We start from the raw sequence: 21,284 nt of genomic DNA, 5'->3' as shown, positions 1-21,284 counted from the left end.
ACTTACGCGGTTCTGCAATGCACGTACACCCCGCCGCGGCTGACAGCCCGCGCGAGGATCACCCCATCTTCAAACCCAGCCACAGCCCGATCGGCACGAACAGCAGCGCCATCGCGTTGCCGATCAACACGATCGACGCCACTTTTTCCGGCTCGCTTTGATACTGCTCTGCCATCAGATAATTGACCACGGCAGGCGGCAACGCCGCGTACATCAACAACAGGCCGCGCTGTTCCCCTGACAGGGGCAGCAGCCACGCCAGCGGCAAGGCCACGATGATGCCTGCCAGCGGGCGCAAGGCCCCGCCGATCACGCCGATGCGCCAGTCGCGCAGGTTCACGTCCGTCAGGCGCACGCCCAGCGAGAAGATCATCAGCGCAATGCTGGCGTCGCCCATCATACGCAGGCCCGGCATCATGATTGCCGGCAAATGCCAGCCGCCAACCGAGAAAATCAGCCCGAGCGCCATCACGATCAGCAGCGGGGATCGCAGCAGCGCTCGCCACGACGCGTTGTCGCTGACAATGCGCACGCCCAAGGTGAACTGCAACAGGTTGCAGACCAGCCACAGCGCCACGAAGGCAGGCAGCGATGCCGGGCCGAAGGCCAGCACTGCCATCGGCAAGCCCATGTTGCCCGCGTTCATGAACATCATCGACGGCATGAGCGCGCGCCGCGATATTCCCAGCGGCTTTGCCAGCGGAATGGCAATCGCGCCGCAGATCAGGATCAGCAGCACGCCGCCGATGGCCAGCGGCAATTGTTCGCCGATATGGAAAGACTTGTCCGTGAGCGCCGTGAAGATCAGCGCCGGGGTCAACACTTCCAGCGTCATGCGGTTGAGGGCCAGCATGTCCGGCCGCCGTTTGCGGCCGTACAGGAAACCCACCCCGATGATCAGGAAGACGGGGATGATCGCCCCGAAAACGCGCTCAAGGACGTCCAAGTCGTTCAGGCCTTCAGGAAGTTGGCACGGTAGTACTTGAGTTCGGCGATCGACTCATAGATGTCGGCCAGCGCCTCGTGCGGGTTCTTCTTCTGGAAGCCCTTGTACACCTCGGGCTGCCAGCGCTTGCACAGTTCCTTCAGCGTGCTGACATCCAGATTGCGGTAGTGGAAGAACTCTTCCAGGCGCGGCATGTAGCGGAACATGAAACGACGATCCTGGCTGATGGAATTGCCGCACATGGGCGACTTGCCGGCCGGCACGTACTGCTGCAGGAAGGCGATCAACTGGTCTTCGGCCTGGGCTTCGGTCAGGGTGGACGCCTTCACCTTGTCGATCAGGCCGGTGCGGCCGTGGGTCGACTTGTTCCAGTTGTCCATTGCGTCCAGCTGTTCATCCGACTGGTGAATGACCAGGGTCGGGCCTTCGGCCACGGTTTCCAGGTTCGAATCGGTGACGACGATCGCCACTTCGATGATGCGTTCCTTTTCCGGGTCCAGACCGGTCATTTCCATGTCGAGCCATATCAGATGGCTGTCATTGGGCTTCGACTCGGTGGGCTTCAACGTTGCGTTCGGGTTCGACGCCATATAATCCTTGCTCCAGGGCCGCGCGGGGTCATGCCGGGCCGACTTGCATACGGCCGCCCGCGCCAAACCCAAAATCTTCTCATACCGTCGCGCTTGCCGGATGCAAACGCGGCGATTCCCTCGGTTGCGCAACATGTTCACGCTGCTGTTCGTTGTTTTTCTCGTCGCGGGGGTGCTGATTCGCATGTGGCTGGGTGCGCGCCAGATGCGGCATGTGATCCGCAACCGGGATACCGTGCCGGCTGAATTTGCCGGTCGCATCGGTGCCATCAGCCACGAACGCGCGGCCGACTACACCGTGGCGCGGGTGCGCCTGAAGATGTGGTCGCTGCTGTTCGACAGCGCGGTGCTGATCGGCCTGACGCTGCTGGGTGGCCTGGCCTGGATCAACGACTGGGTGGGCAGCTTCATCAGCAATGACTTCTGGCATCAGCTGGCCTTGCTGGGCGCAGTCGCGGGCCTGCTGGGCCTGCTGGGCCTGCCCTTCAGCATTTACCGTCAGTTCGGGCTGGAAGCGCGTTTCGGCTTCAACCGGATGAGCTTCGGCCTGTTCATGGGCGACGCGATCAAGGGCCTGGTGGTGTCGGTGGTCCTGGGCCTGCCTCTGATTGCCGCCATTCTGTGGCTGATGCGCAGCGCTGGCACCGCCTGGTGGATCTGGGCCTGGGCCGTGTGGGCCGGGTTCAATCTGACGGTCATGCTGGTCTACCCGCGTTTCATCGCCCCGCTGTTCAACAAGTTTTCGCCGCTCGACGACCCGGCGCTGGTCGATCGCATCCAGGCACTGGCCAAGCGCTGCGGCTTTGCGCTGGATGGCCTGTTCGTGATGGACGGCTCGCGCCGTTCCGCCCACGGCAATGCGTATTTCACCGGCATTGGCCGGTCCAAACGCATTGTGTTTTTCGACACCTTGCTGGCCAAGTTGAACGGCGATGAAATCGAGGCGGTGCTGGCCCACGAGCTGGGTCATTTCAGCCACAAGCACATCTTCAAGCGCATCGTGTTCAGCTTTGCCATGGCGCTGGGCGTGTTTGCGCTGCTGGGCTGGGTATCGCAGCAAATCTGGTTCTACGAAGCGCTGGGCGTGGCCCCATCACTGACTGGCGGCAACCAGGGCATGGCCTTGCTGCTGTTCTTCCTGGTCGCACCGGTGTTCATGTTCTTCCTGACCCCGGTGGCAAGCTGGTGGTCGCGCCGCCATGAATTCGAGGCCGACCAGTACGCAGCCGATCACGCCGATCCGAATCATCTGGTGTCGGCACTGGTAAAACTGTACGACGACAACGCCGCGACCCTGACCCCGGACCCGATCCACTCAGCGTTCTACGACAGCCATCCGCCGGCCACCATTCGCATCGGTCGCCTGATTGCAGCCGGTGCACGCCTGCCCAGTGCAGACGTGCCGCTGGCCCAACCCGCGTAAGCGGTCCAGACAATGCCCATGCCGGCGACGCATCCCCGATTCCTGGAGTTTCCATGACCATTCTTACCCTGGACGCGCTGCGCGCGGCCTACAGCTTGCCGCAGGAAGGCGGCAAAGCCCTTGGCGATGCCGCCATCGCCGAGCAACTGAGTGTGCTGCCTGCGTGGTCGTACACCGACGGGGCCATTCGCCGCGAGTACAAGTTCAACGACTACTACGAGACCATTGCCTTCGTGAACGCGATTGCATGGATCATCCACCGTGAAGATCACCACCCTGACCTGACGGTGTCCTACAACCGCGTTGGCGTGGCCTTCAACACGCATTCGGTGAACGGAATCTCGATCAACGATTTCATCGCCGCCGCCAAGCTAGACATGGTTTTCGATCGGTGAGCAAAAAACCCTCGCGCAAAGCCGCTGCCGCCGCAGCAGCCATTCAGAACGATATTCAGCTGGGGCTGCGCGAAGCACTCCAGCCCGATGGCCAGACCGACACTTCTGCCATTTCTTTTGCACCCATCCCCACGCAGTTGCGCGGACGGGTGATCGCCGCCTTTGGCCGCCACTTCACGGTGGAATTCCCGGACGGCACGCAGCGCCAGTGTTACCCGCGCGGCAAGAAGGGCCTGGCCACCGTAGGCGATGAAGTCGATATCGCCATCGAAGGCCAGAAAGAAGGAGCCATCGACGCCATCGTGCCGCGCCGCAACCTGCTGTATCGCTCGGACGATATGCGCAGCAAGCAGTTCGCAGCCAATGTCGATCAGTTGCTGATCGTGGTGGCCACCGAGCCGGAGTTTTCTCAGGACTTGGTGGGACGCGCGCTGGCCAGCGCCTGGAGCGTCGGCATTTCGCCCGTGCTGTTGCTGAACAAGGTAGACCGCCTGCCCAAGCTGGAACACGCGCGCCGCCGTGTGGCACAACTGGCATCGATTGGCGTACCGGTGATCGAACTGTCGGCGCATGACCTGGACGCCACGCGTGCAACGCTTGCCCCGATTCTGCGTGGCAAGACCAGCATCCTGCTGGGGCAAAGCGCGATGGGCAAATCGACCCTGTTGAACGCCCTGGTGCCCGATGCAATGGCCGCCACCCGCGAGCATTCCGAGGCACTCAACGCAGGCAGGCACACCACCACCACCACCCGCCTGTACCACCTGCCGCCCAGCCTGTTCGGTGACACGCCGGAATCGCCGGATGCAACGCCCACTGGCGGTTATGGCGACTTGATCGACTCGCCCGGATTCCAGGGTTTTGGATTGCAGCACTTGTCGGTCGAAGACATCGAACGCGGTTTCCCCGAATTCGCCAAGTACGCCGAGCAGTGCCGTTTCTATAACTGCACGCATCGCCACGAACCGGGCTGTGCAGTGTTGGCGGCGCGTGATGCCGGTGAGATTCACGCAGAGCGATACACGCTGTTCACGCGTATCTTGAGCGAGATCGAAGCGGCTCCGAAGTATTGATAGACGGAAGTGATAGGTGGAAGTGATAGGTGGACATCCGGGTGCGCAGCTCGCGCACCCGTAGTGGTGGTACTTCAGCGCACCGAAGACGGCAGATAGCCGAAGCGCGCTCGGAAGCGTTCCGAGAACCGCGCCCGCGACTGGTAACCACAGGCCAGCGCAATGCGCGGAATGCTCAAGGGCGTGGTTTGCAGCAGCATCATCGCGTGATGCATGCGGGTGTCGATCAGCACATCTTCGAAACGTGTGGCCTCACCGGCCAGGCGACGGCGCAAGGTTGCCTCGCTCATTGCCAATGCGCTGCCGGCTTCGTGCGCAGTCCAATGACGTGCCGGGGTTTCGCCGATCAGCGTGCGCAAGCGCCCCGCTGTTCCGCGCGGCCCTGTCTGACGGAAGCGATGGCCACGCTCGGCCAACGCCGTCAGCAAATCCATCAATCGGTAGTGCAATCGTGTGTCGCTGACTTGGGCTGAGGCTGCGCTGTTGCACACATGCAGCCACGTCGCGGCCAGATCGTCATCGAACGGGATTTGGTGGAATGGTGCGGTGGTGTTGGTAGTGACGTTGGTATTCATCTTCTCTGGGTGCGCCCGGTAAAACGCATCCAGCAAGTCGGACGGCAAGGCCATGAATACGGACCGGAAAGGCCGCTCAGGGCCATCGGGCGTCTTCATTAGATCGACACATGTATTCGGTTCGACCAGCAGCAATGATGCGGTGTCATCAACCGATAGCCGATCGATACTTCCGTCGATACCGGCATCAAGATCGAGCCGGCCACCCAGCACCTGCAACAAGCTCGCCTCATGAAAAACAAAGCGTGGCGTGTGCAGCGGCTGGGTCAGGCATGGCCGCGCAAGTTGGCATACGCTGCGCGCCATCAGCGATGCCCCCGACGGCAGTTGCCTGTCTGCAGCAGCTTCGGGCAAGGGATACGCCTTGATTGGCAAGCTCATCGTTTGCGTCGTCTACTCAGTTGCTGCTGGCGGGTGCGGTCTGGACCAAGCTTGGTTCAGGCTTGATCGACATTAGGTCGATGGTTGGTAAACCTTCGGTCGACGTTTGGTCAACGCTTGGTCAACTCGTCTTCAAGACTTGATCAGATTCACTCACCGCTCAAGCAACCGCCACCGACGGGTTCAGACTGTAAAGCCCGGTCAGGCTGCCCTGCCCCAGCACCTGCGCCGACGCCAGCGCAGCACGCACGTTCGCCCCCGTCAGCGGGCCAGTCACGGCGAGCGACGGTGTGGCCAGCGCATAGACCGTGAAGATGTAGTGGTGCACCAAGGTGTCGTTCCACGGCGGGCACGGGCCGTCGTAACCGAAGTAGTCGCCCTTCATCTGTTCATCATTGGCAAACCAGCCGGTGTAGTCATTGATGCCGTGGCGCAAACCGCCTGCGGCGTCAGGACCGGACTTGCCACACGGGGTAACCGCATCCGAGTGCGCGCCTGCGGCGATCTCGGTGGTGGTGGCCGGAATATCGAGCAGCAGCCAGTGGAAGAAGTCCACACGCGGCAAGCTGGCCGGCACTTCGCGATCGGCCTGGTTCACATCATCGCCACGGCTGGGCACGTCGGGGTCATGGCAGACAACAACGAACGACTTCGTGCCCGCAGGCACATCGTGCCAAGCGAGATGCGGATTGCGATTGGCCGACAGCGCGATGCGGGTGGTGGCATCGGGCACTGCGAAAGCGAATTCGCCGGGGATTGCCTGGCCGTCCTGGAAACTCTGGCTGGTGACTTGCATGGAAGTTCTGTTCTGAATCTGGGTGAGAGGTCGATGCTGTGGGGCACCGTGCTATCGGAAGGATTCTAAGGATGCAAGGTCTCGCAAAAACATCACAGCCGATCAATGAGTTTCTCTATCCAGTCAATTTGACGTCAATTGATATTTTGGTGCAATTCGAAGAACAGATTGCCGGTGTCCAAAGCCAGGCGGCGGCTGCCAAACGGCTGATACCAAACGCTTCCCGGTATTCAATAAAAACGCGGGGCGACCATACTGCGTCGCCCCGCTTGTCAAACGGCAAATCAACCTTTTGGTCAGCGCATGGATGCGCCGACCAATACACCAATCACCGGGTCAATCAGACAGCAGCCAGCGCCTGCGTCAGATCAGCCAGCAAATCATCGATGTGCTCGATACCCACCGACAGACGCACGGTTTCTTCGCGCACGCCCGCCTTGATCAGTTCTGCCGGCGACAACTGACGATGCGTGGTCGATGCCGGATGCGTGGCCAGCGACTTGGCGTCACCGATATTGACCAGACGTGTGAAGAGCTTCAGCGCGTCCTGGAACGCGGCACCGCCGGTTCGGCCACCGCGCACGCCGAAGGTCAGAATGCCCGAGGACTTGCCGCCCAGGTAGCGCTTGGCCAGGGCATGGTCGGGGTGCGAAGGCAAGCCAGCGTAGCTGACCCATTCCACCTTCTCATGGCCTTCCAGGAACTGCGCGATCTTCAGCGCGTTTTCGCTGATGCGGTCCATGCGCAGGCCCAGGGTTTCGATGCCCTGCAAGATCAGGAAGGCATTGAACGGGGCGAGTGCTGCGCCGGTATTGCGCAGCGGCACGACGCGCGCGCGACCGATGTAGGCGGCCGGGCCGAAGGCTTCGGTGTAGACCACGCCGTGGTAGCTGACGTCGGGTTCGTTCAGGCGGTTGAAGCGCGCCTTGTGTTCAGCCCACGGGAACTTGCCCGAGTCGATGATTGCGCCGCCCAGGCTGGTACCGTGCCCGCCCAGATACTTGGTCAGCGATTGCACGACGATGTCGGCACCGTGTTCGATCGGGCGCAGCAAGTAGGGGCTGGCCACCGTGTTGTCGACGATCAGCGGAATGCCGTGGCTATGGGCAACGTCGGCAATCGCGGCAATGTCAGTCACGACGCCCGAAGGGTTGCCGATCGACTCAACGAAGATCGCCTTGGTGCGGTCGTCGATCAATGCGGCGAAGCTTGCAGGATCGCGCGCGTCGGCAAACCGCGTGGTGATGCCCGACAGCGGCAAGGTGTGGGCAAACAGGTTGTAGGTGCCACCGTACAGAGCGCTGGCCGACACGATGTTGTCACCGGCTTCGGCAATGGTCTGGATCGCGTACGTCACCGCTGCCTGGCCCGATGCCAGCACCAGCGCAGCAATGCCGCCTTCCAGTGCCGCGACGCGCTGTTCCAGCACGTCGTTGGTGGGGTTCATGATGCGCGAGTAGATGTTGCCTGCGACCTTCAGGTCGAACAGGTCTGCGCCGTGCTGGGTGTCGTCGAACGCAAAGGCCACAGTCTGATAGATCGGCACAGCCGCTGCGCGGGTGGTCGGATCGGGGCGGTAGCCGCCGTGGACGGCAATCGTGTCCAGCTTCCAGGCGGGTGCGTTCTGGGTGGTGTCGCTCACTTCATCTCCTTGGAATGACAGGGGCGCGGCGTCTCATGACGTCACGCCCGTCGGGCATGCAGACGGACACGCGCAGACCATGGTGGTCAACGCGTCGCAGCACTGTTTACTGCCTGCTGCTGATTACTAACCGCTTATTTCTTGGGTACGTAGAAACCGGCGAAGCGCTGTTTCACGACATCGCCGAATTCTGCCGAGCGATACGCCGCGGCGATATCTTTCACGAACTGGCGGTCCTTGTCTGCGGTGCGCACTGCGACAAGGTTCATGTATTGGTCCGGGATTGCTTCGAGCGACAGCGCATCGGTCAGCTTCAGGCCGGATGCAATCGCGAAGTTGCCGTTCACGAACGAGAAATCGGTGTCTGCCAGCGAGCGCGGCAGTTGTGCGGCTTCGAGCGGAACCAGCTTGATGTTCTTCGCGCTGGATTCCACATCCTTCTCGGATGCCGTGACCGGATTGAAGTTGGCCTTGATCTTGATCCAGCCCAGGTCCTGCAACATGATCAGCGCACGCGCCAGGTTGGTCGGGTCGTTGGGGATTGCGACGCGGGCACCGTCCTTGACCTCGGACACGTTCTTGAATTTGTTGCTGTACAGGCCGATAGGCGCGGTCGGTACCTGGACCAAGGGGCTGAGCGCCAGCTTGTGATCAGACGCGAACTTGTTCAGGTAGACGATGTGCTGGAAGGCATTGGCGTCGAGTGCACCATCGGCCAGCGCATGATTGGGCTGCACGTAGTCGGCGAATTCCACCACCTTGACGGTGTAGCCCTGCTTTTCCAGAATCGGCTTGATGCCCCACTTGATCTGGTCCGCGTAGGGACCGGCGGTGGCACCGAATACCAGGTTCTTCTTCTGGGCGTCTTGCGCCTGCGCACCGAGCGGTGTCAGGGATGCCGCGAGCACCGCGGCAAACAGGAAGGTCTTGACTGACTTGACCGAGACAGATGCGGAAACTGCGGACGTGACTGCGCGTGCAAACATGAAAGATCGCTCCGGGATTACGTGGGTAAATCTGGGGTGTATCCGCGGCGGGTGCCGCGGACAGAGTTACTACGCCGTCCCGGTCGACCGGTCAGCGCTTATCGAGTCGGCGTGCCAGGAAGCTGCCAGCCCATTGAATGATCTGCACAAGCACCACCAGCACCGCGACGGTCAGCACCATCACGTCGGTCTGGAAGCGGTAATAACCGAAACGGATGGCTAGGTCACCGATACCGCCGCCGCCGACCACGCCGGCCACCGCCGAGTACGACAGGAAGCTGACCGACATCACGGTGGCTGCCAGCACCAGGCCGGAACGGGCTTCAAGAATCAGCACTTTCCAGATGATCTGCAGGTCGGATGCGCCCATTGCATGAGCTGCTTCGATCACGCCGCGCGGCACTTCGCGCAGCGATTGTTCGACCAGGCGCGCAAAGTACGGAATGGCGGCAAAGGACAGCGGCACGGCAGCGGCCAGCGGGCCGATGGTGGTGCCGGCGATCACGCGGGTGAATGGCACCAGCGCAACCAGCAAGATGATGAACGGGAAGGACCGCACCAGGTTCACGATCACGCTGAGCACTCGGTGCAGCACCGGGCGATCCAGCGTCTGGCCGGGGCCGGTCAACAGCAGCAGCACGCCCAGCGGGCCACCGATGAACAGCGCGCTGGCCAGGGCAATGGCCAGCATCAGGAAAGTCTGGCCGATGGCAACGACGAGGTCGGGGCCGATAGAGAGAAGTTCTTCGGAAATCATGCTGCAGCTCGGAGTGCGTTCAAACGACGGACGTTGACATTGGTGGGGACGTCGTCGAGCAACTTACGAGCGACTTCGGTAACGGGGGTGACGACTGAATCGGCCAGGTCGATGCGTTCGACAATATTGCCGGCATCCATGACGGAAATCGTGTCGCAGATGGCGCGCACCACGCTCATGGAATGGCTGACGATGACAATGGTCACGCCCAGGCGGGCATTGATGTCGGCCAGCACTTCCAGAATGTCGCGGGTGGTGTAGGGATCGAGCGCAGACGTGGGCTCGTCGCACAGCAGAATCTGCGGATGGCTGGCAAGCGCGCGTGCGATGGCCACGCGCTGCTTCTGGCCACCCGACAGGCGTGAGGGATAGCTGTCGGTCTTGTCACTCAGGCCAACGATGTCCAGGCATTCCTTCACGCGGGCAGCGATCTGGGCGCGCGGCGTACCGGCGACTTCCAGCGCGAATGCCACATTTCCGGCAACCGTGCGGTTATGCAGCAGGTTGAAGTGCTGAAAAATCATGCCGATGTTGCGACGTGCGGTGCGCAAATCGGTCTTCGACAAGGCGGTGAGATCCTTGCCGTCGACGATCACGCGACCGCCGCTCGGCACTTCGAGCAGGTTGATCAGACGCAGCAAGGTAGATTTGCCCGCGCCCGAGAAGCCGATGATGCCGTGGATTTCACCGGCACCAATCTGCAGAGACGTGGGTTCTACCGCCGTAAAGGTCTGGCCTTGGGGCGTCGCAAAACGTTTGCTTACCTGGTCGAGCTGGATCATGGACGTTCACAACTGGAGAGAGCGCACATCATGGTGCGGGAGGCGTTCGACTGGGAACGATTCTTTGCTTAGGTATTAATTACCCAAAGCTATATAAAACTCAAATTTCGAGATTTATGACTTATATGGATTCTTATTCCGGAAAAATCGGCTTTCCGGATATAAGGCAGGCGTTGCAGCAACGCCGCCCGGCCACAAGGACCAAGAGAAAACAACGCGGATCAGCTGATCCAGTAGACCAGCGAAATCATCAGCAGCAACACCATCCACAGCACCACCGCGCGCCACAACAGGCCAACAGCGGCATGCAAGGTGGCGGGCTGGGGTGGGATGCGCTCGGATTCCGGCAAGATGCCGTCGGCAGACGCGCCAATGTCGCTGGCGGCGGCCGCTGGGGTGCTGGCAGGATCGCCAGGCACACCAAAAGCGGAAACAGGCGCTGATGCACCCATCGCCGTGTCGTTCAACACACGGGGCGACAGCTGAACACCCAGCGCACCGGCGGCGGCTTCCACCACGATGCCGCGCTGGCGATCGGGCCAGGCCGTTGCACGTTGGCGCCAGCCGTACAAAGCATCTTCGAAGTTGCCCACGATGGCAAAACCGATTGCGGTCAGGCGAGCCGGTACCCAATCGAGCACGTAGAAGGCCTTGCGCGAAGATATGCCAAATCCGTCGACACGGTTTTCCCAGTGTTCACGCAGCAGCACGGAAAAGCGATACAGCACGGCACCGCAGGGGCCGGGCAGCACGGTGTACCAGAACAGCACACCGAACACATGGCGGTGGGAATCGACCACGCCTTCTTCGATGGCAACCCGGCACAGCTCGGGAACCGTCAGCGGCTCCGCAGACCAGGACGGGTCGCGCGCACGCAGCCAGGCTTGCAGATGCTGGCGCGCCAAGCCGGTGTCGCCACGGGCCAGCGCAAACTGCATTTCGGTGAAATGATGGCTGAACTGACGAAAGCCCAGCGTGAACCACAGCACGGCCACGTGGAACATCAATTCAAAAATCGGGTGCAACGCCCCCAGCAACAAAGCAATCGCCCACACCACCAGCGTGGGCACGACCACTACGGTACCCCAGGCAAGCGACGCGTGGTATTGGCTGGCCGCGTCGAAGCTGCGCGTTGCCCAGTCGGCCAGACGACGCATGCCTTCGTGCACAGGATTGGCACGTGGCAGCGGCCGAAGCTGTTCAACCAGGAAAGCGAGAAGAAGGGCCAGGAAGCTCATTGCGGGATTCGATGAAAATGAGGGAGTGCTGGATGCAGGTAAGTGCGGAATGCAGCAGCGGGTCAGGCGCGCAGGAAATGGTACAGGTTGCGCAACATGCCTGCCGTCGCACCCCAGATGAAATAGTGCTGCCAGGGCATCGCGTAATAGTAACGACGCCGGCCTTCGGGCAGGTCTACCGTATGGCGCTGGTGATGCACCGGGTCCATCAGGAACGGCAAAGGCACCTCGAACACTTCCGCCACTTCAAACGGATCGGGCTTCAGCGTAAAGCCCGGCGTGATGAGCGCAACGATGGGCACCACACGGAAACCGGTACCGGTGTAGAAGTCTGGCAGGCTGCCGATGATCTCGATGTGCTCGGATCCCATGCCGACTTCTTCTGCGGTTTCGCGCAAGGCGGTCGCGGTGGCATCGGCATCGAAGGTTTCGGAACGACCGCCTGGGAAACTGATCTGGCCTGCATGGTCGCGCAAATGCGCGGTGCGCTGCGTCAGCAGCACCGTCAGCCCTGTTTCGCGCTTGACCAAGCCGATCAACACCGATGCCTGCGTGAATTCCGGGGTCTGCTCCACGCGCCTGAACCATTCTTCGTCGGACAGTTCCGGCGTCCAGGTCGGCGGCGAACGGAAGCGTGCACGCAAATGGGCCACATCCAGGCGCTCGGGCGGGACCGGGGCAAAGTTGCTGGTGTCTACCGTCCACGGTTGGATGACCGGGTCGAACGAGGGGCGCTGGGGCAGACGGGCGTCGGATTCGGGAACGGCAGTCACGTCACCGGGATCGGTCGGCAGGTCGGCAGAAAGAGGTGGCGTGATCGGGCCTGACATCGAATATCCGAGATACGGTTTCAGAGATCGTAAGCGATCAGGGAAAAAGACGCCCGATCATGAAAAAAGGCGCCTGAGCAAACAGGACGGCGCCATGAAAAAAGGCGCCCACGTGGGGCGCCTTTTCTTCACAGCTTGCGCCGTGCTTAGCCCTTCGAGGCTGCTGCGTGCGACGGGTTGCGCACCAGCTTTTCCTTGATACGAGCCGACTTGCCCGAGCGGAAGCGCAGGTAGTACAGCTTGGCACGACGGACGTCACCGCGGCGCTTCACTTCGATCGAAGCGATTTGCGGCGAGTACAGCTGGAACGTACGCTCGACGGCTTCGCCGGAAGAGATCTTGCGGACGATGAAAGCAGAGTTCAGGCCGCGGTTGCGACGGGCGATGACCACGCCTTCGTAAGCCTGGACGCGCTTGCGCGTGCCTTCAACGACGTTGACGTTGACCACCACGGTATCGCCAGGAGCGAACGCGGGAATGGTCTTGTTTTCCGTCAGACGGGCGATTTCTTCTTTTTCGATCAGTTCGATGATGTTGGCCATCATGCACTCCGTTAACCATCATGCAAGGCGGACTTTTTTTCTGCAGCATTCGCTGCTTGCCGCCCCCAGAGGATGGGGTTAGAACATTAGCCAGCGGGTACCGTTACCCGCCGGATCAATTCGCCTGCCCGGCTTGCGCCAGACCGGTCAAATACTTTTCATCGTTGCGACTGAGCCAACCCTGCTTTCGCGCGGCCTCGATCAGATCGGGCCGACGCGTTGCGGTTGCGCGCAATGACTGCTCACGCCGCCAGCGCACGATGTTTGCGTGATGCCCGGATAACAAGACCTCGGGCACCGGCTCGTCCCCATACTGCTCGGGACGGGTGTAGTGCGGGCAATCCAGCAAACCGGACAGCGAGTCGTCGAAGGAATCCTGAATGGCGGATTCACGATCGTTCAACACGCCGGGCAATAGCCGGACCGTCGCGTCGATCACTGCAAGTGCCGCGATTTCTCCACCCGACAACACGAAGTCGCCCAGCGAGATTTCCTGCGTCACCCAGCGATCGATGAAACGCTGATCAATACCTTCGTAGCGACCGCAAATCAGGATTGCTCCTGGGCTTGCGGCCAACTCCTGTGCTGCACGCTGGTCGAAGCGCCTGCCTTGCGGCGAGAGCAACACCACCGGTGCATCGGCTGCCTGACGAGCCTCGCGCGCTGCCTTGACGGCGCGTTCAAGCGGCTCGACCCGCATCACCATGCCCGGTCCGCCCCCGTAAGGACGGTCGTCCACCGTGCGATGCACATCTTCCGTGAAATCACGAGGATTCCACGTGTGCAGAGACCAGCGTCCTTGGGTATGCGCGCGACCCGTGACCCCCAGTTCGCTGACTGCCGAAAACATCGGCCCGAACAGGGAGATCACATCGAAGCGCAGCGCTTGCGCGCTCAGAAGTCCACCGGCCATGTGGTGTCGATACGCTTTGCGGCGATATCGACGGTTCCGACAAACGCATCGACAAACGGCACCAGAACTTCCTGGATGCGCCCTTTGGCGTCACGCTGCCACGGGTCTGACTCAGCACCCGGGACATTGCCCGAAACCTCACCTTCAGCCGGTTCGGACCCCGGCGCTGCATAACGCTGCACACGCAGAATCGCGTGCGCGCCGTTGTCCAGCACCTCGGCCACTTTACCCAGCACTACACCGCCTTCCGCAGTCAGCTCGCAGCCCACCAGGTCAACCCAGTAGAACTCGTCATCCGTCGTTTTGGGGAACGCGCTTCGCGGCAGCCAGACCGACCAATTGCGCCAGGCGTCAGCCTGATCGCGGTCGGACAAGCCAGACCAGCTTGCTACCAGCGTGCTTCCGTGCGGTTTCGCCGACAGCACCGTAGCGCTCATCGTCGCCCCGCTCCATGAAGGTTGCCCTGCTTCCGTTGCCGCACGCGGATCGTGCTTGCGCAGCCACCACTTCTTGGCTTTCACCAAGGTATCGGATTGGGAATGGGCCTGGACCTTCAACCAGCCTTGAACCCCGAAAGACTCGACGATACGGCCGAGTTCAACCAGGTCTTCGGGCGGATTGGCATCCACGGCCGGAGGAACAAGCATCTGAGAGATGCTGGTCACTCGCGTTGCACGTCCTTCAGACGGACTTTGCTTTCCTGCGGAAAACTTTCCTGCTACCGGTTTGATCACGGTATTAGGCTACTGCGGCAACCTTCTTGCCGAAGTCTTTCACCAGACGAGCAACTGCCGGCGACAGTTGGGCGCCAGTGTTGGTCCAGTATTCAACGCGGTCGAGCGCCAGACGCAGACCTTCTTCGCCTTCAGCAGCTACGGGGTTGTAGAAACCCACGCGCTCGATGAAGCGACCGTCGCGACGATTGCGCGAATCCGTAGCAACCACGTTATAGAACGGGCGCTTCTTAGAGCCGCCGCGCGCGAGACGAATCACCACCATATCGGTAATCTCTTAAAAAAGTTGACGTGCGAAAAGCCGGAAAGTATAGCGGGGTGGTCCGGGCATAGCAAGCAGCGATGCGGTAAAGTCCTTCATAATCAACAGGCTTTGACGTTTTATAGCGACCAAATCCGGCACGATCAGGGACGAAAACGCGGCAAAACGGGCTGGGAACACGATCAGACCCTTGCATGACGGGCGTGGGTTGACCAGCCATGCAACCATCTGCCCGACGAACGGTTCGATCGCTGCAAGAGGTTTGATCTAAGCAAGACCCGCTTGCGCAATTCTCATGCGACACAGATCGCCTGCGTCAAGACTTCGTCAACACCCTCATGTGGACATGACCCATGACAAACGCCAACGCCGACGCCCTCGCTGCCCCCGCTCCGTTCTTTCGCCACAAGGCAATCGCCGGCCTGCTTGCGCTGTTGTTTGGCTGGGCCGGTGCCCACTGGTGGTATCTGGGCAGGCGTTACGGCTGGGTGCTGCTGCTGTTCTCGATGATGATGATCGGGACCGCGCTGCGGGCAGAGGATTGGTACAAGTCGCCCGCGTTCTTCCTGTTCCTGCTGCCCGCGATTGGCAGTTATATCGAGGCCATTGTGCTGTGCCTGATGTCCGATGCGCGTTTCGATGCCCGCTACAACCCCAACACGGCACGTCGTTCGAAAACCGGGTGGGCACCGGTGTTGGTGGCGATTGTCACGCTGTTGTTGGGGGTGACGGTCATGGTCAGCGGTATCGCGATTCTGGTCGAAACCACGTACCGGGCCATGTCCGGCGTCTGAACGCCTCATGAACACCCGTTTCGTCGAAGCATTCCTGTGGGTGGCGCGGCTAGGCAGCTTTCGCGCTGCCGCCGAACGCCTGCATCTGACCCAGGCAGCAATATCCAACCGCATCGCTTCGCTGGAAGCCGATATCGGTGCCCGGCTGTTCGACCGCGACCCGCGCGGGCTGCGATTGACGCCCGTGGGCCAGCGCATGCTCGACTATGGCGACCGCCTGCTTGAGCTGCGCCGCGAAATCGTGGCGTTGGGCAAACCGCAGGAAGAACTGATCGGTTTGGTACGCATCGGTGCCATCGAATCGGTGGTGCACACCTGGCTGGTCGGGTTTCTGGAAAATCTGCGTTCGACCTACCCCGGTATTGAAGTACAGCTGACGTCGGAAACCACCCAGGCGCTGCACACACGCCTGCGCGAAGGCTCGCTGGACATTGCGCTGCAGACCGACCAGATCACTGAATCGGGCATTATCAGCACGCCTTGCCTGCCGATGCCCATGGGCTGGGTCGGTGCCGGGGACCGCCAGATGCCCGACCCGCAAGGCGGAATCTCGGCCTTGCTGCGCCAGCCCGTGCTGACCATGAGCCCGGGCTCACAACCACATTTGGCGCTCAAACAGCTTTATCACGACGCCGGCATGCCGGTGGGCAAGGTGCATTGCGTGAGTTCGATTGCGGCCATCGTGCGGCTGGTGCGTGCCGGCTTCGGCAACGCCTTGGTGCCCTTGCCGCCCGTGCTGGACGAAATCGCACGCGGCGATTTGCAAGTGCTGCCTTGCGCCACCCCGCTGCCACCGCAACGCATCGTGGTCAGTCACATCGAGCGCGGTGATTCGGCTGCGATTGCGCCGGTGGCGGCACTTGCCTGCCGCGAGTCGGACCGGTTCATTGCAGCCCTGCCCGCCAGCCTGGATGCGGGGTCAATCGCCACCATATTGCCCCCACGCAATCAGTAATTCTTATCAGGTCACGGCAGAAAAACCCGTTTGTGAGTGCTGGCCGGGGTGGATGAACATCCACATCACCGACATAAGCCAAACAACTCAAACGGAGACTGCCATGACTGCCCCCAATGGCCTGCTGTTCGTCGCGACCAGCGTCGAGCCTGAACACGAAGCCGATTTCAATGCCTGGTACGACCGCGAACACGTGGAAGAACGCGTTCGGGTGCCGGGCTTCCTGTCAGGTGCGCGTTACCAAGTGCTTGATGAAACCTCTGGCGGCGCACCGCGCTACCTGGGTCTATACCGCACGGAATCGCTGGCTGCCTTCACCACCGACGCCTATCGCGCTGCGTTTGGTCAGCAAACCGCCTGGTCGGTGACCAACCTGGGCCGCATGGTCGGCCCGATGCGTCGTGTCTGCAGCGTCGAAGCCGTGGTCGGTCAAGGCAGCGGCAGCCAACTGACGATTCTGCGTCTGCCCGAAACCACTGATGCTGGTGTACTGGTCGCCCGCATTGCCGATGCAGGCCGTGAGCTGGCCCAGTTGCCTGGCGTGATTCAGTCCTACCTGCTGGTACCCGACACCTTGCTGAGCGGACCTCTGCCGCGCGAAGCCACGGAAGGCCGTGTTTTGCAACCGCTGTGGGTGATCGAATCCAGCCACGCACAGGCTGCCGACACGGTACGTGAGCGCGCTGCCGCACTTGCTGGCACCAACCCGGCAGATGCCTGGCGCTATGCGCTCGGCTGGAAGCTGGTTCGCCAGGATCTCGCCTGACGCCCAGGTGCAGGTGCAAGCGCAGACATAGCCATCGAGCGTCACGCCAGGACAGTTCCGCGCCTCGGCCACGCCACGCGGCATGCCTCGCCTCGCCCTGCTTGAGCAGCAGCAAAAGATAACGACAACGGAGACACCAACAACATGTCAACAATTGCCCAATCGGCGGGCGCACACGCGCCCAATGATCCGAAAATGAAGCGTCTGGCGATGGCCAGCGCGGTCGGCACCACGCTCGAATGGTATGACTTCACGGTCTACAACATCATGGCGGCGCTGGTATTCAACGCCATCTTCTTTCCCTCGTTCGACCCGCTGACCGGCACCATCCTGGCGTTTTCCACCTACGCGGTGGGTTATATCTCGCGTCCCTTGGGCGGCGTGGTGTTCGGCCACCTGGGCGACCGCCTGGGCCGACGCTTCGTGCTGGTGGCGACGCTGGTCATCATGGGCGTCAGCACCGGGTTGATGGGCGTGCTGCCCACATACTCAAGCTGGGGCCTGTGGGCACCCGTGCTGCTGGTGGCGCTGCGCTTTGTGCAAGGCGTTGCCTTGGGTGGCGAATGGGCGGGCGCGGTGTTGCTGGCCATGGAGCACGGCAAGCCGAATCAGCGCGGCCGCAATGCCTCGTTCACGCAAGTCGGCCCGTCGTGCGGCACGCTGCTGGGCACCGGTTTCATCGCCTTGGTGTCGATGCTGCTGACGCCTGAAGACTTCCAGTCCTGGGGCTGGCGTCTGCCCTTCATCTCCAGCGTTGCGCTGGTGGTCTTCGGTCTGTGGCTGCGTCGCGGTGTTGAAGAAACACCGGTATTCCGCGAGATGGAAGCCAAGGACGAAACCGCCAAGGCCCCGATCAAGGACGTGATGTCGCAGCACTGGCGTCGTCTGCTGCTGGCAGGCGGCTCGCGCATCGGTTCCGACGTGCTGTATGCCCTGGTGGTGGTATTCACGCTGACCTATGTGACCACCGTGCTGAACCTGTCGCGTCCCCTGGCACTGACGGCAACCATGATTGGCGCAGCGTGCAATGCCATCGCCGTGCCCTGGTTCGGTGCCCTGTCCGACCGCGTGGGTCGCCGTCCGGTCTACATTGCCGGCGCACTGCTGGGCATGGTGTGGGCGTTTGTGTTCTTTGTGCTGATGAACCAGGCGCAGCCAATTGCGATCTGCGCAGCCGTAGTGGTCGGCCTGCTGATCCACGCGATGATGTACGGCCCGCAAGCCGCCTTCGTCACAGAGCAGTTCCCGAACCGCGTGCGTTACGCCGGTGCCTCGCTGGCTTACACGCTGGCCGGTATCGTGGGCGGTGGTTTTGCCCCGCTGATCATTGCCACGTTGTTCAAGTCCTACGGCACGACGGTGGCGGTGTCGCTGTACGTGGTGGCGGCGCTGGGGCTTACCTTGATGTCGGTTGCGATTGCGAAGGAAACTGCGCACAAGCCACTGGAAGAATGAAGGCTGCGGCCATGACTGTGCAGTCATCTGGCACCACCTGAAGCAATATGGAAAAACAGCCCACGATCAAAAAATCGTGGCTGTTTTCACATGCAAGTCTGTCTACGCGAATGCAGGCCAACGGCACACTTTCCTGTGCACCGTGCCCTGCCTACACACTTCAGCCGATCTGGCGCACCATGCCCGCAGCAGCGGTCTGGTTAGTGGCTTCATCAATCAGAATGAACGCGCCCGATGCCGGCAGCGTGTCGTACAGATCGATGGCCAGCGCATCCCGTGTGTGCAGGCTTACCCGACCGATATCGTTCATCGCCAACACGGCACCCGCTTCCGCAGGCAGCTCTTCCAGTTCGTGAATATCACGACGCGTCAGCACGCCGCGCAGCTTGGCGGCGGTCAGACGGGTGCCCTGCTTCAACAGATACTTGCGCGCCGGATTCAGCGGCTGGGCGTCCAGCCAGCACAGATCGGCTTCGAATTGCTTGCTGACCTGCGCGGGCGCATCCACATGCACCAGCACGTCGCCGCGCGAGGCGTCCACATCTTCCGCCAGCACGATGGTCACCGGCTGGCCGGCAACCGCCGTTTCCAGATCGCCATCATGAGTAACCAGGCGGGCAACCGTGGCTTCCACTGCCGACGGCAGCACCAGCACACGATCGCCACGACGCACCGCACCGCTCGTCAACTGGCCCATGTAGCCACGGAAATCGTCGGCACGGTCGCCATCGTGACGCGCAACCTGCTGAATCGGGAAACGCAGCGGGCCATCGGTAGCTTCGGTTTCGACCGGCAGGTTCTCCAGCAAGGTCAGCAGCGGTTCACCGGTGTACCAAGGCGTGCGCTCGGATGAAGTCACGACGTTGTCGCCGGTCAGCGCAGACAGCGGCAAGACGTGGAAGTGGGCAATGCCCAGCTTGCCGGCCAGCACCTGATACGCATCACGAATGCGTTGGTAGACGGCCTCGTCCCAATCGACCAGGTCCATTTTGTTGACCGCGACGATCAGGTGACGAATGCCCAGCAGGTGGGCAATCGTGCTGTGGCGCTTGGTCTGTGCCAGCAGCGTGCCATCTTGCGCGCGCGTGGCATCGATCAGGATGATCGCAGCATGTGCGGTCGATGCGCCCGTCACCATGTTGCGGGTGTACTGCTCGTGGCCCGGGGTGTCGGCCACGATGAACTTGCGGCGCGGCGTCGCAAAGTAGCGATAGGCCACGTCGATGGTGATGCCCTGCTCCCGCTCGGCTTCCAGGCCATCGGTCAGCAACGACAGATCGACCGCGTCACCGCTGGTGCGCTTGTACTTGGCGCGCGAGATGGCATCGAGCTGATCGGCGAACACGCCCTTGCTGTCGAGCAGCAGGCGGCCGATCAGCGTGGACTTGCCATCGTCGACCGAACCCGCCGTGATCAGGCGCAGCACGCCCAGGTCAGTGTCCGCGTCCAAGCGCGCATTGTCAGGAAGATCGTTGATCGCGTTCATCAGAAGTAGCCCTCTTTCTTGCGGCGCTCCATCGAGGCCTCGGATGTCTGGTCGTCCATGCGCGTTGCCCCGCGCTCGGTGATGGTGCTCAGTGCAGTTTCAGCAATGATGGCCTTGACGTCGGCGGCGTCGGACGCCACCGGGCAGGTGCAGGAAATATCGCCCACGGTACGGAATCGCACTTCCAGGTTTTCGATTTCCTCACCGGCTTGCGGCGGGGTAAGCGGCGTCACCGGAACCAGCAAGCCCTTGCGGCGAATCACGTCGCGGCGATGGCTGAAATAGATGTTGGGCAGGTCGATGCGTTCACGCTCGATGTACTGCCACACGTCCAGCTCGGTCCAGTTCGAGATCGGGAACACACGCATGTTCTCGCCCGCGTGCACGCGGGTGTTGAAGATGTTCCAGAGTTCCGGGCGCTGGGCCTTCGGGTCCCACTGGCCGAACTCGTCGCGGAAGGAAAAGATGCGTTCCTTGGCGCGCGCCTTTTCTTCGTCGCGGCGGGCACCGCCAATGCACGCGTCGAAACGGAATTCCTCGATGGTTTCCAGCAAGGTGACGGCCTGCGAAGCGTTGCGCGAATCGGTTTCGCGACGCAGCACCACCGTGCCACGTGCAATCGAATCTTCCACCGAACGCACAATCAGCTGTTCACCCAGTTCAGCGGCCCGACGGTCGCGGAAGGCGATCACTTCGTCAAAGTTGTGGCCGGTGTCGATGTGCACCAGCGGGAACGGAAACTTTCCGGGACGGAAGGCCTTTTCGGCCAGCCGCAGCAGGACACACGAGTCCTTGCCACCCGAGAACAAGAGCGCAGGACGGGCCGACTCGGCCGCCACTTCGCGCAAGATATAAATAGCCTCGGCCTCAAGCCAGTCGAGGTGGCTACGTGTCGCAGCAAGTGTTTGAGACATACATCACCGACATACAAAAAAGGGGGCGTGTGGATAAGACCAAGTTCGC

At 61.6% G+C, this 21,284-nt stretch carries 23 protein-coding genes; 7 read left to right on the top strand and 16 right to left on the bottom strand.

All coding sequences use genetic code 11. The features are described from left to right. Positions 1 to 58 precede the first annotated feature (58 nt). Together FXN63_RS06310 and orn are read right to left on the bottom strand one after the other, a co-directional pair. A complete protein-coding gene (locus tag FXN63_RS06310) occupies positions 59 to 946 on the bottom strand; it encodes an AEC family transporter (RefSeq protein ID WP_222864006.1) in 888 nt (295 codons plus the stop codon). A 5-nt stretch (positions 947 to 951) separates the two neighbouring features. Beyond that, a complete protein-coding gene (gene orn, locus FXN63_RS06305; protein ID WP_148813769.1) occupies positions 952 to 1,536 on the bottom strand; it encodes an oligoribonuclease in 585 nt (194 codons plus the stop codon). A 133-nt stretch (positions 1,537 to 1,669) separates the two neighbouring features. On the opposite strand from orn, the gene FXN63_RS06300 reads away from it, so the two are divergent. The 3 genes from FXN63_RS06300 (at position 1,670) to rsgA (ending at position 4,427) form a co-directional block, all read left to right on the top strand. Then, on the top strand, positions 1,670 to 2,959 hold the full coding sequence (locus FXN63_RS06300) for a M48 family metallopeptidase (RefSeq protein ID WP_148813767.1): 1,290 nt from the start codon (positions 1,670 to 1,672) through the stop codon (positions 2,957 to 2,959). A 53-nt stretch (positions 2,960 to 3,012) separates the two neighbouring features. Beyond that, positions 3,013 to 3,354: a 4a-hydroxytetrahydrobiopterin dehydratase gene (locus tag FXN63_RS06295; RefSeq protein WP_148813764.1), complete on the top strand. Its 342-nt coding sequence runs from the start codon at positions 3,013 to 3,015 to the stop codon at positions 3,352 to 3,354. A 125-nt stretch (positions 3,355 to 3,479) separates the two neighbouring features. Then, entirely contained in the window at positions 3,480 to 4,427 is a 948-nt protein-coding gene (rsgA, locus tag FXN63_RS06290) for a ribosome small subunit-dependent GTPase A (RefSeq protein WP_148819005.1), read from the top strand. Positions 4,428 to 4,501: 74 nt separating this feature from the next. Here the strand turns inward: rsgA and FXN63_RS06285 are convergent, their stop codons facing one another. The 12 genes from FXN63_RS06285 to rpsP form a co-directional block, all read right to left on the bottom strand. Beyond that, on the bottom strand, positions 4,502 to 5,383 hold the full coding sequence (locus FXN63_RS06285) for a helix-turn-helix transcriptional regulator (RefSeq protein WP_148813762.1): 882 nt from the start codon (positions 5,381 to 5,383) through the stop codon (positions 4,502 to 4,504). Between the two features lie 160 nt (positions 5,384 to 5,543). After that, the gene (locus FXN63_RS06280) at positions 5,544 to 6,179 is read right to left on the bottom strand and encodes a YbhB/YbcL family Raf kinase inhibitor-like protein (RefSeq protein ID WP_148813760.1); all 636 of its coding nucleotides are present in this window, start codon (positions 6,177 to 6,179) and stop codon (positions 5,544 to 5,546) included. A 340-nt stretch (positions 6,180 to 6,519) separates the two neighbouring features. Next, entirely contained in the window at positions 6,520 to 7,821 is a 1,302-nt protein-coding gene (locus FXN63_RS06275) for an O-acetylhomoserine aminocarboxypropyltransferase/cysteine synthase family protein (RefSeq protein WP_148813757.1), read from the bottom strand. Positions 7,822 to 7,955: 134 nt separating this feature from the next. Next, positions 7,956 to 8,807, bottom strand: a complete 852-nt coding sequence (locus tag FXN63_RS06270; RefSeq protein WP_148813755.1) for a MetQ/NlpA family ABC transporter substrate-binding protein — start codon at positions 8,805 to 8,807, stop codon at positions 7,956 to 7,958. Between the two features lie 91 nt (positions 8,808 to 8,898). Then, on the bottom strand, positions 8,899 to 9,564 hold the full coding sequence (locus FXN63_RS06265; RefSeq protein ID WP_148813753.1) for a methionine ABC transporter permease: 666 nt from the start codon (positions 9,562 to 9,564) through the stop codon (positions 8,899 to 8,901). Further along, positions 9,561 to 10,346 carry a methionine ABC transporter ATP-binding protein gene (locus FXN63_RS06260; RefSeq protein ID WP_148813751.1) on the bottom strand — a complete coding sequence of 262 codons (786 nt, stop codon included), beginning with the start codon at positions 10,344 to 10,346 and terminating at the stop codon, positions 9,561 to 9,563. The genes FXN63_RS06265 and FXN63_RS06260 overlap by 4 nt, the downstream gene beginning before the upstream one ends. A 221-nt stretch (positions 10,347 to 10,567) precedes the next feature. Further along, positions 10,568 to 11,584, bottom strand: a complete 1,017-nt coding sequence (locus FXN63_RS06255) for a CobD/CbiB family protein (protein WP_148813749.1) — start codon at positions 11,582 to 11,584, stop codon at positions 10,568 to 10,570. A gap of 62 nt (positions 11,585 to 11,646) precedes the next feature. Further along, positions 11,647 to 12,414 carry a CoA pyrophosphatase gene (locus tag FXN63_RS06250; protein ID WP_148813748.1) on the bottom strand — a complete coding sequence of 256 codons (768 nt, stop codon included), beginning with the start codon at positions 12,412 to 12,414 and terminating at the stop codon, positions 11,647 to 11,649. 146 nt (positions 12,415 to 12,560) lie between these two features. Continuing rightward, positions 12,561 to 12,956, bottom strand: a complete 396-nt coding sequence (gene rplS / locus FXN63_RS06245) for a 50S ribosomal protein L19 (protein WP_148819003.1) — start codon at positions 12,954 to 12,956, stop codon at positions 12,561 to 12,563. Positions 12,957 to 13,071: 115 nt separating this feature from the next. Beyond that, positions 13,072 to 13,839 carry a tRNA (guanosine(37)-N1)-methyltransferase TrmD gene (trmD, locus tag FXN63_RS06240; RefSeq protein WP_148819001.1) on the bottom strand — a complete coding sequence of 256 codons (768 nt, stop codon included), beginning with the start codon at positions 13,837 to 13,839 and terminating at the stop codon, positions 13,072 to 13,074. Between the two features lie 11 nt (positions 13,840 to 13,850). Then, positions 13,851 to 14,516: a ribosome maturation factor RimM gene (gene rimM / locus FXN63_RS06235; RefSeq protein WP_148813746.1), complete on the bottom strand. Its 666-nt coding sequence runs from the start codon at positions 14,514 to 14,516 to the stop codon at positions 13,851 to 13,853. A gap of 91 nt (positions 14,517 to 14,607) precedes the next feature. Beyond that, positions 14,608 to 14,868: a 30S ribosomal protein S16 gene (rpsP, locus tag FXN63_RS06230; protein ID WP_148813743.1), complete on the bottom strand. Its 261-nt coding sequence runs from the start codon at positions 14,866 to 14,868 to the stop codon at positions 14,608 to 14,610. A 350-nt stretch (positions 14,869 to 15,218) separates the two neighbouring features. Here rpsP and FXN63_RS06225 point away from each other — a divergent pair, with 350 nt between their 5' ends. The 4 genes from FXN63_RS06225 (at position 15,219) to FXN63_RS06210 (ending at position 18,835) form a co-directional block, all read left to right on the top strand. Further along, positions 15,219 to 15,659, top strand: coding sequence for a TM2 domain-containing protein (locus FXN63_RS06225; RefSeq protein WP_246165048.1), 441 nt, complete (start codon positions 15,219 to 15,221; stop codon positions 15,657 to 15,659). A gap of 7 nt (positions 15,660 to 15,666) precedes the next feature. Further along, complete coding sequence (locus FXN63_RS06220) at positions 15,667 to 16,614, top strand: LysR family transcriptional regulator (protein ID WP_148813741.1); 948 nt, start codon at positions 15,667 to 15,669, stop codon at positions 16,612 to 16,614. A 103-nt stretch (positions 16,615 to 16,717) separates the two neighbouring features. Further along, positions 16,718 to 17,380 (top strand): DUF4286 family protein, encoded by a 663-nt coding sequence (locus tag FXN63_RS06215; RefSeq protein WP_148813739.1) that lies wholly within the window; start codon positions 16,718 to 16,720, stop codon positions 17,378 to 17,380. Positions 17,381 to 17,524: 144 nt separating this feature from the next. Continuing rightward, entirely contained in the window at positions 17,525 to 18,835 is a 1,311-nt protein-coding gene (locus FXN63_RS06210; protein WP_148813737.1) for an MFS transporter, read from the top strand. Positions 18,836 to 18,995: 160 nt separating this feature from the next. Here FXN63_RS06210 and FXN63_RS06205 read toward each other — a convergent pair whose 3' ends face one another. Next, on the bottom strand, positions 18,996 to 20,321 hold the full coding sequence (locus FXN63_RS06205; RefSeq protein ID WP_148813735.1) for a sulfate adenylyltransferase subunit 1: 1,326 nt from the start codon (positions 20,319 to 20,321) through the stop codon (positions 18,996 to 18,998). Beyond that, positions 20,321 to 21,235: a sulfate adenylyltransferase subunit CysD gene (gene cysD / locus FXN63_RS06200; RefSeq protein ID WP_148813733.1), complete on the bottom strand. Its 915-nt coding sequence runs from the start codon at positions 21,233 to 21,235 to the stop codon at positions 20,321 to 20,323. The genes FXN63_RS06205 and cysD overlap by 1 nt, the downstream gene beginning before the upstream one ends. Positions 21,236 to 21,284: the final 49 nt, after the last annotated feature.

Source organism: Pigmentiphaga aceris, assembly GCF_008119665.1.
In the GTDB taxonomy this organism is placed as follows: domain Bacteria; phylum Pseudomonadota; class Gammaproteobacteria; order Burkholderiales; family Burkholderiaceae_B; genus Pigmentiphaga; species Pigmentiphaga aceris.
Note: the sequence above shows the minus strand (reverse complement) of the source record. Positions and strands in the feature narration are given on the sequence as shown.

Coding starts and splice junctions, on each gene's coding strand:
- orn (WP_148813769.1), bottom strand. CDS start 1,536: ATGGCGTCGAACCCGAACGCAACGTTGAAGCCCACCGAGTCGAAGCCC.
- FXN63_RS06300 (WP_148813767.1), top strand. CDS start 1,670: ATGTTCACGCTGCTGTTCGTTGTTTTTCTCGTCGCGGGGGTGCTGATT.
- FXN63_RS06295 (WP_148813764.1), top strand. CDS start 3,013: ATGACCATTCTTACCCTGGACGCGCTGCGCGCGGCCTACAGCTTGCCG.
- FXN63_RS06285 (WP_148813762.1), bottom strand. CDS start 5,383: ATGAGCTTGCCAATCAAGGCGTATCCCTTGCCCGAAGCTGCTGCAGAC.
- FXN63_RS06280 (WP_148813760.1), bottom strand. CDS start 6,179: ATGCAAGTCACCAGCCAGAGTTTCCAGGACGGCCAGGCAATCCCCGGC.
- FXN63_RS06270 (WP_148813755.1), bottom strand. CDS start 8,807: ATGTTTGCACGCGCAGTCACGTCCGCAGTTTCCGCATCTGTCTCGGTC.
- FXN63_RS06265 (WP_148813753.1), bottom strand. CDS start 9,564: ATGATTTCCGAAGAACTTCTCTCTATCGGCCCCGACCTCGTCGTTGCC.
- FXN63_RS06260 (WP_148813751.1), bottom strand. CDS start 10,346: ATGATCCAGCTCGACCAGGTAAGCAAACGTTTTGCGACGCCCCAAGGC.
- FXN63_RS06255 (WP_148813749.1), bottom strand. CDS start 11,584: ATGAGCTTCCTGGCCCTTCTTCTCGCTTTCCTGGTTGAACAGCTTCGG.
- FXN63_RS06250 (WP_148813748.1), bottom strand. CDS start 12,414: ATGTCAGGCCCGATCACGCCACCTCTTTCTGCCGACCTGCCGACCGAT.
- rplS (WP_148819003.1), bottom strand. CDS start 12,956: ATGGCCAACATCATCGAACTGATCGAAAAAGAAGAAATCGCCCGTCTG.
- rimM (WP_148813746.1), bottom strand. CDS start 14,516: ATGCTTGTTCCTCCGGCCGTGGATGCCAATCCGCCCGAAGACCTGGTT.
- rpsP (WP_148813743.1), bottom strand. CDS start 14,868: ATGGTGGTGATTCGTCTCGCGCGCGGCGGCTCTAAGAAGCGCCCGTTC.
- FXN63_RS06225 (WP_246165048.1), top strand. CDS start 15,219: ATGACAAACGCCAACGCCGACGCCCTCGCTGCCCCCGCTCCGTTCTTT.
- FXN63_RS06220 (WP_148813741.1), top strand. CDS start 15,667: ATGAACACCCGTTTCGTCGAAGCATTCCTGTGGGTGGCGCGGCTAGGC.
- FXN63_RS06215 (WP_148813739.1), top strand. CDS start 16,718: ATGACTGCCCCCAATGGCCTGCTGTTCGTCGCGACCAGCGTCGAGCCT.
- FXN63_RS06210 (WP_148813737.1), top strand. CDS start 17,525: ATGTCAACAATTGCCCAATCGGCGGGCGCACACGCGCCCAATGATCCG.
- FXN63_RS06205 (WP_148813735.1), bottom strand. CDS start 20,321: ATGAACGCGATCAACGATCTTCCTGACAATGCGCGCTTGGACGCGGAC.
- cysD (WP_148813733.1), bottom strand. CDS start 21,235: ATGTCTCAAACACTTGCTGCGACACGTAGCCACCTCGACTGGCTTGAG.